Annotated in this window: 14 protein-coding genes; 2 read left to right on the forward strand and 12 right to left on the reverse strand. The window is 62.6% G+C overall.

What is annotated here, in order from left to right:
• Positions 1-47 precede the first annotated feature (47 nt).
• The 6 genes from ACBG85_RS12080 to ACBG85_RS12105 are packed head-to-tail and all read right to left on the reverse strand — an operon-like array spanning position 48 to position 5,790.
• Positions 48-833 carry an ABC transporter permease gene (locus ACBG85_RS12080; protein WP_058226319.1) on the reverse strand — a complete coding sequence of 262 codons (786 nt, stop codon included), beginning with the start codon at positions 831-833 and terminating at the stop codon, positions 48-50.
• Complete coding sequence (locus ACBG85_RS12085) at positions 808-1,710, reverse strand: 2-aminoethylphosphonate ABC transporter permease subunit (protein ID WP_214514393.1); 903 nt, start codon at positions 1,708-1,710, stop codon at positions 808-810. The genes ACBG85_RS12080 and ACBG85_RS12085 overlap by 26 nt, the downstream gene beginning before the upstream one ends.
• Positions 1,707-2,882 (reverse strand): ABC transporter ATP-binding protein, encoded by a 1,176-nt coding sequence (locus ACBG85_RS12090; protein ID WP_162113634.1) that lies wholly within the window; start codon positions 2,880-2,882, stop codon positions 1,707-1,709. The genes ACBG85_RS12085 and ACBG85_RS12090 overlap by 4 nt, the downstream gene beginning before the upstream one ends.
• Positions 2,883-2,884: 2 nt before the next feature.
• Positions 2,885-3,934 (reverse strand): 2-aminoethylphosphonate ABC transporter substrate-binding protein, encoded by a 1,050-nt coding sequence (locus tag ACBG85_RS12095; protein ID WP_372027561.1) that lies wholly within the window; start codon positions 3,932-3,934, stop codon positions 2,885-2,887.
• A gap of 25 nt (positions 3,935-3,959) precedes the next feature.
• Positions 3,960-4,637, reverse strand: a complete 678-nt coding sequence (locus ACBG85_RS12100; protein ID WP_372027563.1) for a phosphonatase-like hydrolase — start codon at positions 4,635-4,637, stop codon at positions 3,960-3,962.
• Between the two features lie 25 nt (positions 4,638-4,662).
• Positions 4,663-5,790: a TIGR03364 family FAD-dependent oxidoreductase gene (locus tag ACBG85_RS12105; RefSeq protein ID WP_007734899.1), complete on the reverse strand. Its 1,128-nt coding sequence runs from the start codon at positions 5,788-5,790 to the stop codon at positions 4,663-4,665.
• Between the two features lie 96 nt (positions 5,791-5,886).
• On the opposite strand from ACBG85_RS12105, the gene ACBG85_RS12110 reads away from it, so the two are divergent.
• Entirely contained in the window at positions 5,887-6,630 is a 744-nt protein-coding gene (locus ACBG85_RS12110; RefSeq protein ID WP_007734901.1) for a GntR family transcriptional regulator, read from the forward strand.
• A 102-nt stretch (positions 6,631-6,732) separates the two neighbouring features.
• Positions 6,733-7,584 (forward strand): SDR family oxidoreductase, encoded by an 852-nt coding sequence (locus tag ACBG85_RS12115; RefSeq protein WP_058226315.1) that lies wholly within the window; start codon positions 6,733-6,735, stop codon positions 7,582-7,584.
• 15 nt (positions 7,585-7,599) lie between these two features.
• Here the strand turns inward: ACBG85_RS12115 and ACBG85_RS12120 are convergent, their stop codons facing one another.
• The 6 genes from ACBG85_RS12120 to ACBG85_RS12145 all read right to left on the reverse strand — a co-directional run bounded on the left by ACBG85_RS12120 (position 7,600) and on the right by ACBG85_RS12145 (position 14,602).
• On the reverse strand, positions 7,600-8,727 hold the full coding sequence (locus ACBG85_RS12120) for an NAD(P)/FAD-dependent oxidoreductase (RefSeq protein WP_058226314.1): 1,128 nt from the start codon (positions 8,725-8,727) through the stop codon (positions 7,600-7,602).
• Positions 8,728-8,736: 9 nt separating this feature from the next.
• The gene (locus ACBG85_RS12125; protein WP_372027566.1) at positions 8,737-9,423 is read right to left on the reverse strand and encodes a TetR/AcrR family transcriptional regulator C-terminal domain-containing protein; all 687 of its coding nucleotides are present in this window, start codon (positions 9,421-9,423) and stop codon (positions 8,737-8,739) included.
• Positions 9,424-9,728: 305 nt separating this feature from the next.
• Complete coding sequence (locus tag ACBG85_RS12130) at positions 9,729-10,874, reverse strand: serine hydrolase domain-containing protein (RefSeq protein WP_372027568.1); 1,146 nt, start codon at positions 10,872-10,874, stop codon at positions 9,729-9,731.
• Between the two features lie 126 nt (positions 10,875-11,000).
• A complete protein-coding gene (locus tag ACBG85_RS12135) occupies positions 11,001-11,906 on the reverse strand; it encodes a hypothetical protein (protein ID WP_230691733.1) in 906 nt (301 codons plus the stop codon).
• 126 nt (positions 11,907-12,032) lie between these two features.
• Entirely contained in the window at positions 12,033-13,391 is a 1,359-nt protein-coding gene (locus tag ACBG85_RS12140; RefSeq protein ID WP_047271324.1) for an L-serine ammonia-lyase, read from the reverse strand.
• On the reverse strand, positions 13,388-14,602 hold the full coding sequence (locus tag ACBG85_RS12145; protein WP_372027569.1) for an amidohydrolase: 1,215 nt from the start codon (positions 14,600-14,602) through the stop codon (positions 13,388-13,390). The genes ACBG85_RS12140 and ACBG85_RS12145 overlap by 4 nt, the downstream gene beginning before the upstream one ends.
• Positions 14,603-14,616 lie beyond the last annotated feature (14 nt).

A 14,616-nucleotide genomic window follows, 5' to 3' on the forward strand; every position in this document is an offset into this window, starting at 1 on the left:
GTGCGCCTTTATTAACCCCCGGCGGTTAATAAAGGCGCACAGCAAGGTCAGCGCCGACGAATTCTGCCGACCACCATGAGGGCGACCAGGGTGACTGCAAGCAGCAGTGTCGTATTTGCTGCGGCAAGAAATACCTGGCCACGGTCGGTGAGTCCGAAGATGCTGACCGGCAAGGTCTTCCATGTCGCCGGGTAGACCATGACCGTTGCGCCCAGCTCACCCATCGACAGTGCGATGGAAAGCCCGGCGGCCGCACCCAACGCTGGGAGCAGCAGCGGTAGCGTTACCCGTGTCAGCACCCGCACCGGGCCGGCGCCGAGTGATTCGGCAGCTTGACGGTAGGCGGGATCGAGCCGTTCGAGCGCGGCCGATACGGAACTGAAGGCAAAGGCAAGCACCAAAACCGTGTGAGCGAGAATCACGATCCACTTGGTGCCGCCGAGCAGTAGCGGGCGCTCGTTGAAAGTGATGAGCAGACCCAAGCCGATCGCGACCGACGGAACCGCAATCGGTAAATGGAATACGGCATCGGTGATGCGCCGCAGCCACATCGGTGCCTCACGCGCGGCCAGCGCGGCCCACGTTCCGACGATCAATGCCAATGCCCCCGCGATGAATGCAGTCTGCAAACTGACGATCAGGCTGGCGAAGTTCTCGTCGGACAGCGCCGTGGAGAAGTTCTTGCCGCCGAGATTCGACGGAAGTGGACCGGTCCACGATCCGGCCAAGGCAGCCGCGACGACGGTGGCGATGGGCGCGACAAAAACCACCGCGACGACCAGGGTGAAGAATCCGAGTACGAGGGCCCTAGAGCTTCGTGTCCACAGCAGCACGGCTGCCTCCCATCAATCTGTTGAAGGTGAATCGGTAGAGGCAGTACAGGCCGAGTGAGAGTGCGACCTGGACCGTCGCGATCACTGCTGCGCCGGGCAAGTCGAAGGTGACAATGCCGCGGGTGTAGATGAGGACCGGCAGAGTTACGACGTCTTTAGCCCCGGTGAAGAGCACGATGCCGAATTCATTCAGCGTCATCAGAAGCACGAGCGATCCACTGGCCAGGAGGGCCGGCCACGCTTCCGGCATCACCACCTGCCGCAGAACTCGGACGGGTGACGCGCCGAGACTGGCTGCCACGTCGAGTTGTTCACGCGGAATCTGGGTGAACGCTGCCAATAGTGGACGCACGACAAAGGGTGTGAAGAAAGTGATTTCGGCCGCGATCACACCGAACGGAGTGTTGAGGAAATTCAGTGGGCCGCTCGCATCGCCGGTGATGCGGACGATCAAGGCGTTGACGGCGCCGGCTGTCCCGTACAGGAACGTGAACGCCAGCGTGATCAGGAAAGACGGCAGGGCGAGCACCGTGTCGATCAATCGCCCCACCACCTTGGATCCGGCGAACGGAACGAAGGCAAGCACCAAGGCGAGGAAGGTTCCCAGGATCAGGCAACCCAGGGTCGACGCCACGGCGATTTGGATGGTCCGCCAGAGCGCGGTTCTGAACAGTTCCGAACCGAGCACCGAAGACCACGTGGACAACCCGGTGCCATCTGCGGTGCTCAGAGATTCCGTGAGGACACGTGCGGTGGGATAGACAGCAAACACGAGGACAAGAAGCAGTGGTGGCAGCGTCCAGCCGATCCGGCGCCACGGGATCGGGTCTTTGTGCTGGGGCGCAGCGGTTTCGGGGCGTTCCAGGGTTGTCGTCATGGGTGGCGATCCGCCGGAACCAGGACACTGCCGTCCGTGGGCAGGACGACGCCCACTTCGGTGTCGACCGGTCGTTCGTCGTGCCCTGGAACATCCGCGTCGACGCGGACATCGTCGAGGCCACGTACAGCCAGCGTCAGACGCGTCGTGGAACCGCGCCAGACGCTCGAGACGATGCGCGCCGGGAATGATCCTCGTGCGCCGAGGCCGGTTACGGCTACCGCGTGTGGACGAACACACAGGTAGGCGTCCATGTCGGACTCCCATTCGATGTGCCCGATCTCGGGCTGCGGGGCGTGAGCAGTGAACGGCGTGCCACCGATCGAGACCAGCGCGGAGGTGCCGATAACGCGTGTGACGGTGCAGGGCAGCAGGTTGGCACCCCCGAGGAACGCCGCGGTGAAGCTGGACGGCGGACGTTTCCACAAGGTCTCAGCGGTGTCGATGTCCGCGAGTCTGGCGTTGCGCATCACTGCGATTCGGTCTGCGAGCGCCAGGGCTTCACTCTGATCGTGCGTCACGTAGAGCATGGCTGTGTCAGGTAGTGCTGCGCGCAGTCTCGCCAGTTCGCCGAGCATGCTCTCGCGAAGTTGAGCATCCAGGGCGGCCAGTGGTTCGTCGAGGAGGAGTACTCCAGGGCGAATTGCCAACGCTCGGGCAATGGCGATTCGCTGCTGTTGACCGCCGGAAAGTTCACGGGGAAGCCGCTTTCCGTACGCCGACATCCCGACCATGTCGAGGGCTTCGGCCACGCGAGTGCCGATCTCCGACCGCGGCACGCGATGGGCTCGGAGTCCGAAGGCTACGTTTTCGGATACTCGCATGTGCGGGAAGAGAGCGTACGACTGGACGACGACGCCGATACCGCGTCGTGCGGGAGGCAGATTGGTGATGTCTCGGGTGCCGAGCTTGACGGAACCGGACGTGGGGCGGACAAATCCCGCGAGGGCCTTCAGGGCGGTCGACTTGCCGGATCCACTGGGCCCCAGCAGTGCCACAGTTTCACCCGGCGCCACTCGTAGATTGAAATCGACGAGTGCATGGGTTGCGGTCTTCCCGCGGCCGTAGGCGACGTTCACACGATCGAACGTGATGGCCGGAGCGGAATGTTCGATCGCTCCGTGAACACCGACGGTCTCGGGGAGCGTCCGCCCCAGTCTGGTTCTTGCCATGATCAGCTCCCGGTGGCTTTCTGGTAAGCGGCGATGTCGGCGTCGAGCGAGCTGAGGACGTCGTTCCAGTTCGGGGTCCACACGTTGACGCCCTGCAGAACTCCGGAAGGCGTGTTCTTGTCGGTGGATTCACCGGCAGCGCTTCGGACGTCCTCGCGGACCGATACGCCGAGTGCATCGGTGGCGACGGTCTTCTGGGATTCTTCGGAGAGCAGGAACTCCATCAACTTCTTGGCTTGTTCGCTGCTCGGTGCGCTCTTGGTGAGGCCCATTACGTAGGGCAGTGCAATGGTGGTGCGAGTGCCGTCGGCTCCAGCGGGGAAGAAGATGTCGAACTTCGATCCGTCGTCGGCGATGGAGGCGAGGTTCATCTGGACGTCACCGTTGGCGACCAGCAGCTCTCCGTTACTGACCTTGGGCTGGAGCTTTCCGGTGGAGGACGACGGCCCGACATTGTTGGCCTGGAGCTTTCCGAGGTAGTCGAGTGCTCCTTCCTTACCCATCAGGTGCTGGAGCAGCAAGAGCACCGCGGTACCGTCGCCGGCCTGGCCGGGCGTGGAGTACTGCAACTTGCCCTTGAACTGGTCAGTGAGCAGATCGTCCCAAGATTGTGGGGCGGGTGATGCAGTCGGATTGGCGATGAACGAGAGGTAATTCTCGACGACGGGTACGTACTTGCCGGCGTCGTCCTTCTCGTCGGTAGGAACGGCGGAGGTGTCGATTCCGCTGGGCTCGAGCAGACCTTGGGCGTCGGCCTTCTGGATGAACGGGGGCAGCGTGATGATCACGTCTGCCTGTGGGTTGGACTGCTCCTTTTCGACGCGGGAGACGACCTCGCCGGATCCGGCTTCCACGAGGTTGACGGCGATACCGGTCTGCGCGGTGAAGGCGTCGAATCTTCCCTTGTACCAACCGGACAGGCCGTCGGCGCTGTAGACGGTGACGGTCTCGGTATCTGATCCGGCAGCAGTGCCGGTGCCACCGCAGGCAGTGGTGAACGAAAGGACGGACACGGCGAGAGCGGCCGCAGCGATGCTCGGGCGTAGACGCATGACGATTCCTTTTTCGGAGGTGAGATCAGGAGTGGGTGAGGAGTTCGGCGAACTCCGTCACGGACGGGACGATGTGGGTGGCTCCGGCGTCGCGAAGCTGTTGCTCGTCGTGTGCGCCGGTCAGAGTTCCGGCGACGACGGATGCGCCGGAACGAATGCCGCTGAGCACGTCGTTGGACGTGTCGCCGAGTACGCCGATCTGGTGGACGTCGTCGATCGAAAGTTTGAGCAGGGCAGTCAGAATCAGGTCCGGGTACGGGCGACCGCGACCGGCCTCGGCGGGGGAGAGGGTGAGATCGGCGAGGGTTTCCCAGCCGAGCGCGACGAGGAGTTTGTCCTGCGTCGATCGGCTGAACCCGGTGGTCAAGGCAACTTTGATGCCGGCCTCGCGCAAAGTGGTGATGGCTTTCTCGGCGCCGGGGATAGGCTCCGCCAGGCCCTGGTCGATGAGGGAGTCGTACGTGGTTTCGAAGGCCGCGTTCGCGGCCTGGGCGCGGTCTTCGTCACCGATGATCGCCCGGAACACGACGATCTTCGACTGGCCCATCGTGTCGAGGACGTACTGGCGAGCGGCGTCGGCTTCCGGGCCTTCGGCGGGCAGTCCGCCGGCTTCAGCGGCGGCAGCGAAGGCGCGAAGAACCAGTCCGTCGTCGGCGACGGTGGTGCCGGCCATGTCGAGAACGGCAAGGGTGATCGGAGACATGAGAAGTCTTTCTTGTCGGAGAGATTCAGAGACCGAGCTGGTCGGCGGTTTGTTCCGCCAGTGCCGGGCCGAGCGTCATACCGCGGCCACCGGGGCCGGCAACCACCCAGACGTTGTCGGCGGCTTGTGCGCGGTGAACAAGTTGTGAGGGGTCGATGCACTGGCTGTAGACGCCCGCCCAACGCTTGACGATTGGCGGAAGATCGCGTCCCAGAAGTGTTTCCACGACTCCGGACAGATGGCGATAGGGCGCCTCGTCGACATCGAAGTCGAAGGGTTCCTCGTATTCGTGGGTGTCGCCGATGGTCAGCCCGCCGTGCAAGCGCTGCACGCACAGGAGTTGCATGCGGTGCTCCTCGGCAGTCGGTTCCTGCGGCTGCACTGTGCGGAGGTGATCGAGGGCAGATCCGGCGAAACCGGGGTAGTAGCGGAAGCTGTCACCGTCAGCGATTGCGGTGGTGAGCTTTTCGCCGAGTGGGGCGCTCTGCATCATCTGCAGGCGCACACGGCGCAACGGGAGATCGCCGGCGAGATCGCGAGCCAATCCGCCGAGTGTTGCTCCGGGGCAGACGATCACGAGATCGGCGTCGAAGCTGCGACCGTGGTCGTCGCGGATGTGTGCGCCGGAGGTGGTCGTCGTGATCTCGCGGGCTTCCGTTCCGGCGTGGAAAGTGTAACGGCCGGTGGATTCGAGGTAAGAACGGATGGCGGGGAGCGCTTGCCGTGACTCGACAGCGGCGTCCAGCGTGCAGTGCAGTCCGCCGAGAAACTTGCCCCGGAGCGCGGGGTTGACGACGCGAACGGCGTCGGGATCCAGAAGCGCGAACCCTCGGTTGTCGGCGTCCGGCCGAGAGAACGCTTCCTGCGCGACCGCGACCTCCTCCTCGGTGCGCATGAGGGTGATGGAGCCGGCTGGGCGGTATCCGACGCCGGGGACACGGGCGGCAAGGTCTGCCCACAGTTCGCGCGAGCGCAGCGCAGCTTCGAGTTCGTGCGGGGCTCGCCCGGATACCCAGACGAGGCCGAAGTTCCGTACCGTGGCACCGCGGGCTTCGGGCTCACGTTCGAGATGGATGACGTCGTGTCCCCGACGGATTGCCTCGTCGGCGTGCGCCGTTCCGAGGATCCCTCCGCCCACAATCAAAATTCGCATGTAGAGATAGTGACGTTTGGTCTAGACCAATAGGGGGAATCGAGACGAACTCCAGGTTAACAATTGGTATAGACCGAATTCTTGTACGCTTGCGCCATGAATCAGCAGACGTCCACCGGGCCGGGGACCTCGAGCGTCGTGATCGAACCGGAGTTGAAGTACTACCGGGTGCGCACCGAGATCGAGACCATTCTCAGTGGGCTCGAGGAGGGCGACGCAGTCCCGTCCGAGCGGGAATTGGCGGCGCGGTTCACAGTCGCTCGCGAGACGGTCCGTCAAGCGCTTCGTGATCTTCTTGTCGAAGGGCGAATCGAGCGGCGGGGGCGGGGCACTGTCGTCGCGAGTCCGAAGTTGGTTCAGCCGCTATCGATTCGTTCCTATACCGAGGGTGCTCTGAGCGCTGGGCGAGTGCCCAGTCGTAAGGTTGTGACCTTCGAACGAATGTCGGCCGACGACGGTCTCGCCACGGAATTGGGTATCGAACCAGGTGACAGCGTCGTTCATCTCGAGCGTGTTCTCTTCGCCGACGGAGAGAAGATCGGACTCGAATCAACGTTCTTGCCGGACAGCAGGTTCGGTGAGATGCTCGACGCTTTCGATGCGACGACGTCGCTGTACGCGGCTATCCGTTCCATCGGCGTGGTCTTTGCCTCCGCAACCGAACGGATCGAGACGGTGCTCGCTTCACCGCGGGAGGCAACGCTCGTCGAGTCCACCACCTCGATGCCGATGCTTCTATTGCACCGGACGTCTGTCGACCCGGATGGTGTGCCGATCGAGCGGGTTCGCTCGCTCTACCGCGGCGACCGCATTGCCTTCTTGACGACTCTTCGCGAGTAGGAGGGGCGTCGAGGGGGTCTGCTGTTACCGGGAACGATAGGCACTCCCAGGCCCGTGGAATCTGTTCTGTACTGGACTCCATCAAACGGGAGGACAGTGAACATGGGTGACAAGAAGGTCTGGTTCGTAACCGGCGCAGGCCGGGGGATGGGAGTCGATATTGCTCAGGCGGCTCTTGCCGCCGGGCACGCGGTGGTGGCAACGGGGCGTGATGCGGACCGTGTTTCTGCAGCGATCGGTGCGCATGACGACCTGTTGGTGATTGCCTTGGACATCACCGACGAACAAGCCGCATATGCTGCGGTGGACACGGCAGTTGCACGATTTGGTGGAATCGATGTACTGGTGAACAACGCCGGAAACTTCTACGCCGGGTTCTTCGAGGTTGTCAGTCCGGCGCAACTTCGCGCTCAGATGGAGACCAACTTTTTCGGGCCGATCAATGTGACACGGGCGGTGTTGCCGGTAATGCGTAGGCAACGGAGTGGACGTGTCGTGACTGTCAGCTCGCTTGCGGGCCTGGTTGGTCAGGAGTTTTGCGCAGCCTACGCGGCGTCGAAGTTTGCGCTGGAGGGTTGGATGGAATCATTGCAATTCGATGTCGAACCGTACGGAATCGGGACGATGATCGTGGAGCCGGGATTCTTCCGGACCGAACTGCTTGTCGAGGGTGCGTCGTCGGTCTGGCCGGAATTGTCGATAGACGATTACGACGCTCGGACCGGCGAGACCGTCGAAGCGTGGAAGAGTATGAACGGTGCCCAGGGCGGGGATCCGGTGAAACTTGCCGCGGCACTTGTGGCACTTGTCGATTCGCCGCTACCCCCACGTCGTTGGGTCGCCGGTGCCGATGCAGTGTCCGTGGTCGAGCAGAAAGCCCACCAACTACTCGATCAAGTTGAAGCCCATCGCGGTTTGTCCTCGTCGCTTGCCCACGTGGACGTGACGACCTGATCCGAGTTTGTCAGGTCACGGGAGTGAGGTGAACATGTCCACGAGCCCCTGGGGTGCGTTCTCGCCGAAGCACATGTCCAGTCCATCAGCGGACTGTTGTGCCGCCGCGGCGCTGCGTGGGAAGAGTCGCTCTTCGTAGACAGCTAGCCCTTCCTCCGTGCTGCTGTGCGAAGCGATCGCCTGGCCGAGTTCCGCGCCGTCGAGCATTGCCAGGTTCGCACCCTCTCCGGCAAACGGCGACATAACGTGTGCCGCGTCCCCGAGCAGAGTGACCCCGGGAGTACGGCTCCAACTGTGGCCGATGGGAAGGGCATGGATGGGGCGAGGGGTCAGCGAGCTGTCGGCTTCGACGATCAGTGAACGCAGTGACTCGTCCCAGTCCGAGAAGTGTTCCAGCAGAACCTTCTTCGCGATGTGATCGTCGGAGAAGTCGACACTCGCTGCCCAGCTCTCGGGAACTCGGAGGGCGGCATAGATGTGCAGACTGTTGTCGGTCTCACGGTGGGCAAGGAAGCCCTTGTCGGCACTGAGTGCGAACATCATTCCGCCGCCGACGGTTTCAGCGGCATCCACGTGCTGGTTGTCGGCGTCGTGAAGGTCGAACTCCACGAAAGATATTCCGGTGTACGCAGGAGTGTCGTTTGAAACCAATGGACGGATTTTCGACCACGCACCGTCGGCGCCGACCAGGAGATCGGTGGTGAAGTGGGTTCCATCCGCGAGGTGAACTTCGTGTCGACCATCCGGCAACGGATGAGCACTGCGGACCTTGGCTCCCCAGTGGATTGTTTCCTTCGGAATTGAGCTGAGCAGTAGGTCACGCAGCTGGCCGCGGTCGATTTCCGGGCGGTCGCCGTCTCCGGTGTCCTGCTCGCTCAGGTGCACGACGGCATTTCGATCGAGGACGCGTGTCTCTTCCCCGCCTTGATGAACGAGGGCGCGGAACTCCTCATAGAGGCCGGCGGCACGAAGCGCGATCTGACCCGAGTCTTCGTGGATGTCGAGCATCCCGCCTTGAGTTCTGGCTGTCGGTCCGGATTCGAGATCGAATACCGCCGAATCGATTCCGCGGAGATGGAGGACTCGGGCGAGGGTGAGGCCACCGAGGCCGGCGCCGATGATTGCGATGGGGTAGTGGTTCATGGTGGGTTCCTAAGAAGTGAGTGGGGTGTTCTCGATGCCCGTGATGAGCGTGCGGAATCCCCAGGAGAGGCGCGCGGTGGGTTCACCGGCAAGTAGAGCTGTTGCATGGCCTGCGACGAGTGGGTGCGTCTGCGGGTTTGCGTTCTGGATTGCGTCGGTCAACGCGCTCCATCGGGCATCCGCGTCGGCGGAATTGTTCGGCGCAGAGTGTTCGGCGGCAGTGGACGTCGCGTACTGCAGTAGCAAGTCCACGCCCCACGCGGCCTGACCTGGAGGGACTTCGCCTTCGTCGAGCAATGCCAGCAGGCGCTCGAGCAGGCGCACGTAGTGAACTCCGCTGGGCCGGGAAACGAGAGCCGACTGGGCGAGACCGGGATGATCGAACAGCACGGCCGTGTACGAGGTCAACACCCGTTCAAGGCGAGCTTGCCAAGTGCCGGAGGAATTTTCGGCGAGGTCCACGACTCCGAGGAGTTCGTCGAGAACCGCGGCATGCAGTTCGACTGTGTTGCGCACGTACACATACATCGATGCCGGCCCGGTGTCGAGTTCGAGGGCGAGTCGACGCATCGTCAATTTCTGCAAGCCCTCCGACCGCAAGATTTCCACCGCGGTACTGACGATGCCCTCGCGTGTCAGAGCGGGTTTGGCCGGACGATTGCGACGGCTCGACGTACCTGTTGGCTGAGTGGGCATGATTTCACCGTACACGAACATGTTCGTAACGAACATGTTCGTTGGATCACGCACTGAACGTCCACCCTGTGCGGAGCCATATCGGGAGCGGTGGGTTACATGCCTGAACCGCCGGAGAGCATTGCGATCGTCAGTAGGATGCCACCCACAATCCCCACGAGCGGGCTGTCGCTGTCGAGAAGCCAGTCGTTCAACGATCCCATGAGTGCCTCTTTCGGGTTTCGATCTGTCGACGGTCGAGCCTATCGACAGATCGAAACCCGAGATGTCACTTTCGTCCGAATTGTCGATCGGACCCGAGGTGATCAGCCGTAGACGTTGCCCGGGCTGATCAACTTGGTGATCGGCACCATCAAAGCGCTGGTCAGGTCGGTCTCTCCGTCGATGTCGGTGTTGATGAAGACGACCAGGGTGGTGTCCTTCTCGGGCAGGTAGACCGAGACTGTTTTGTAGCCGGGCAGGCTTCCGTTGTGACCGATCCAGCCGCCGCTGTTGAACAATCCGAGTCCGTACCCGGAGTTGTCGTCCCCTTCGCCCAGGGGCTCGGTGTGCAGGCGCTGCTTCTGAGTGTCGTCGGCGAGGAGATCGCCCTTGGCCAAGGCCGGAACCCAGATGCGCATGTCGTCCAACGACGAGATCATTGCGCCCGCGGCGCCTCCCCACGACGGGTTCCAGTCCGTTGCTGCGGTCACGGATTCGTCGAGTGTTTGGTTGGTGTATCCCTGTGCGTGGGGGTTCGGGAACGCGTTGGTGGTGGGAAAGCTGGTGTGCTCCATTCCGAGTGGTGTGGTGATCTTGGTGTCGATGACGTCCGACAGTGTTGAGCCGGTGACCTTCTCGACGACCATGCCGAGCAGAAGGGTGTTGGTATTCGAGTAGTCGACAGTGGTTCCTGGTCGAATTTGGAGTGGGAGGTCCTTGACGTATCCGAAGAGCTCTTCGGATGTGAATGATCGGCGAGGGTCGGAAAGAACATCCATGACAAACTGTTCGGACGTCGTGTAGGCCACGAGGCCGCTGCGCATCCCCGCCAGCTGGCGCAGGCTGATCGCATCGCCTTCCATGACGCCGTCGACGTACTTGGAGATCGGATCATCGAGACCGATCTTTCCCTCGTCGACCAATTGCAGCAGGGCGGTCACGGTAAATGTTTTGGTGACGCTACCGATCCGGTGGTAGAAGTCGGTTTCCATCGGCGCTTTGGTTGCCGTATCCGAGACTCCTGCAACCTTGACGTAGTTGCCGTCGGGCCCCCAAATGCCCACCATCGCACCGGGAATCCCGGTCGAATTCACCGCTGCGTCGACGATCGAATCGAGCTGGTCGGTGATGGTCGAGTCCATGATCTTGTCGGATGTGTCTGTGGATTTGTCCGTGCTGCAGCTGATTACAGCTCCAACCATGGCGCTGCACAGGCCGACAAGCAGGATGCGTCTTGCTCCGGTTTTCATGAGTCGAACTCTGCCTGCCCGAGGGCACTCACACATCGACCCCGGGTACGGCAGACGCAGTCCCCAGGTACCTCCTCAACCGGTACCGGGGGACTACGGAACCCTGGCCTGAACCCTTGACTTGGGTCAGAGTCCGCCGTTGAAGAACGCCGCCAGCGCGGGTGCCGGGTCTGCCGCGGTGCCCATATTTGCTACGCCGACAACGATCAATCCCAGCGTGAACAGTGCAGCGAGAAGACCGATCGACCCCGACACGAATCTCGTCCGTCGCTCGGATCGCGCCGTTCTCGCGAAGCGTGCCCACACGACCACAGTCACGATCAGTGATATTGCTGCCGCGATCAGCGCGATCACCGCCATGGCCAAGTGATACCGCGCGAAGTCGCTGATCATCAGTTCGAGGACAGGGCTTTGCTGGTTTCCGGTGCCCGTCGACTGAGCGAGCTGTTGGCGGACCTGCCCGACAGTGTCGCCAGGTGCCCCATCCGCCTGGGCCACGGGCAACATCGAGATCAGCGAAGAGAAGGGTGCAACGACACCTTGGATATTTGCCATCACGAGTACCGAGGAAAACATCGCGAGGAGCGTGACCAGCCCTCCCGCCGAGACGAATGCGAGTTTCTTTCCAGCCGTCAGAGGGCCGGCGTTCACGAACGACGCCTTGAGCATCCGGCCGAGTGCGAGCAGAACCGTCAGCAGGATTACCGCGATCACGGCCTTGGCCACGTGGTACCGCAGCCAGTAGTCGACAGCGGACTCCAAGCTCGGCGAGAAGGCTTGGACACCGGAACTCCAGTATTCGACGAACGCGGCGCGGACCGTCTCGACGAGTTCGCCCTGGTCTGCGTACCCATCACCCGGCCTACTCGTCAGCATGCCCGGGGCGAGAACGAAGGCAGCGGAGAAACCGGCGACCAGCGCGATCAACGCGGCGATCTTGCGACCTGAGGACTGCGTCGAGCGCGACGGCCCCGCAGTGTTGTGCCGTGAAGAATTGTGCAGTGGGATTCCTCCAGCGTGATGAGCGATCATCTGGTCACCGTCCACAAAGTCATGTCACCGAGTGTAGAAATCGGTACACCGGACTTCATCGTTCGAGAGGATGATATTTCCGGCGACGGCGTCCGCCCGCCCTCGCCGCTGCCGTCGACATCCTCCTCAGCACTCGACGACATTGACGGCGAGCCCGCCTTCACTGGTTTCCTTGTAACGCACGGACATGTCGTTTCCGGTTTGGCGCATGGTTTCGATGACGGTATCGAGGCTCACCACATGCGTCCCGTCGCCGAGGTATGCGAGCTGAGCTGCGGTGACTGCAGTCGAGGCGGCTACGGCATTTCGTTCGATGCATGGGATTTGGACCAGGCCACCAACCGGATCGCAGGTCAGCCCCAGATGGTGTTCCATGGCAATCTCAGCTGCATTCTCGATTTGTCGTGGCGATCCGCCCATGACAGCGCACAAGCCGGCTGCCGCCATCGCGCAGGCAGCTCCGACCTCGCCTTGGCACCCCGCCTCCGCGCCCGAGATCGAGGCATTCGCCTTGATGATCGATCCGATTGCGGCAGCGGTGAGGAGAAAGGTTCGAACGTCGTGAACACCGGCGCCCGCCGCACGTATGTGGTGGTATAGCACTGCCGGCACGATGCCTGCGGCACCGTTCGTCGGAGCCGTTACCACGCGGCCACCTGCTGCATTTTCTTCGTTGACCGCCATGGCGTAGACGGTCAGCCACTCGCGTGAGGAGGGTGCGCAGTTACGTTGTTCCAGTTGAATGTTCGCAGACCGTGCTCTTCGGCGAACTCCGAGACGCCCGGGCAATACACCTTCGGTCTGGGTGCCGCGTTCGATGCATGCGCGCATCGCGGACCAGATCGCGTCGATGCCGGTGAATGCCCGATCCTGGCCGTGTATCGCGATTTCGTCCGACAGTGCCAACTCGGCGATAGTTCCGGAGCCGCATTCCGCCAGTAGCTCTTTCGCGGTTCGATAGCGTGAGTTGATCGAATGCGCGCTTGCTTGCGTCTCCGTTCCGGCACGCAGTACGAATCCGCCACCGATCGACAGATATGTACTCGTACAGACGATTTCGCGACCGCTGAAGGCGGTCAGTGTCATCGAGTTGGGGTGCCCGTGACGGCGAACGAGCGGCTCGAACACCATGTCCTCGTGAGTGAACACAACGTGCCCGAGTGAGCCGCCGACGAGCTTCACCGATCCGCCGTCCGAGAGCTCGGCCCAACGCCCGTGAACGTCGTTCGGCTCGCACGTTTCAGGATCCAACCCACGAAGTCCCGCGATCACCGCGTCGGGAGTGCAGTGCCCTATTCCGGTGGCGGCGAGAGAGCCGTGCAGATTGCAGCGAATTCGGTCGACCGACGCGGTCAATCCGGCGTCGGAGAGCTCGCCGACAAAAGTGCGGGCGGCTCGCATCGGACCGACCGTGTGTGAACTGGAGGGCCCGATGCCGATGGAGAAGAATTCGAGCGCGGAAACATAGACGCCGGTGGTGCTCATTCGGCGCTCGTGACGGTAGTCGCTCCTGACTCGCGCTGGACCGCAATCGTCAGGAGGTTGGAGCGCGAGTCCCCGGTGGCGGCTCGGATCACAGTGCGTGCCATTGCAATTGCTCCGTGCAGAACAGCTTCGTCGCCCGCTGCGGAGCGGGCATCAGCGGCAAACTCGATCGTGTGAGGAACTCCGGTAACGCCGCGTAACGCGATCATCGGGTGGATCGAGGGAACCACCTTCGACACATTGCCCATGTCTGTCGAGCCGCCGGTCAGGGGAGTTCGGGCGGCCGCGGTGCGGCCCAGGCTCGCGATCTCCTCGTCCCAGATCGTCGCCAGCACGCGATGTTGAACAAGCTCCTCGTAGCGCGGTTCGGCGCGTTCGGTCGACCAGGAGCAGTCGCTGGCCACAGCTGCGCCCTCGAAGCAGGAGAGCATACGACGCTTGGCGTCCAACAGCACGTCGAGTTCTGCGGCCCGAACTTCCGCTCGCACCAACGTCGAGGCCGGAATGATGTTTGTTGCTTCGCCGCCGTGCTCGACATAGGCGTTGAGCCTGACGTCGGACGGAAGTTGTTGACGGAGAAGTCCGATGGCGACCAAGGCGATCGTGGCGGCGTCGCCTGCGTTGATGCCCTTGTGTGGCGCAGCGGCCGCGTGTGCGGCTCTTCCGGTGTAGGTCACGTCGAACCGGTCGACTGCCTGCGTTCCGGTGACGGTGCAGCTGACGTCTTCACCTGCAGCGCCGTGGACCATGATCGACATCGTCGCGCCCTCCCATGCGCCACGTTCGAGCAGCAAGACTTTCCCGCCGCCATGTTCTTCGGCCGGCGTACCGAGAAGGACGACGGTCAGACCGTGTTCCTCCGCGACCTCTCCGAGCGCGATCGCTGCTCCCAGTCCGGCAGCGGCGATGACATTGTGTCCACACGCATGACCGATGTCGGGAAGGGCGTCGTACTCGGCGCAGACGACGACGCGGAAGGGGCCGGAGCCCCGCACCGCTTCGAATGCCGTCTCGAGGCCGTAGGCGGCGCGAGTAACCGTGAAGCCGGCTTCCTGTGCGGCGTCCGCCAAGAGGGCGGATGCCCGATGCTCTTCGAATGCCAGCTCTGGGTGAGCATGGATCGTGTGGCTGACATCGATGAGGCGTGATGCCCACTTCTCGATCGTGCTCGAAACCGAGTCTGTGCGGGTGCGGGTGTCAGCGATGGACATGGGTATTGGTTCCT

Source organism: Rhodococcus sp. NyZ502, assembly GCF_041464245.1.
Classification (GTDB): domain Bacteria; phylum Actinomycetota; class Actinomycetes; order Mycobacteriales; family Mycobacteriaceae; genus Rhodococcus_F; species Rhodococcus_F qingshengii.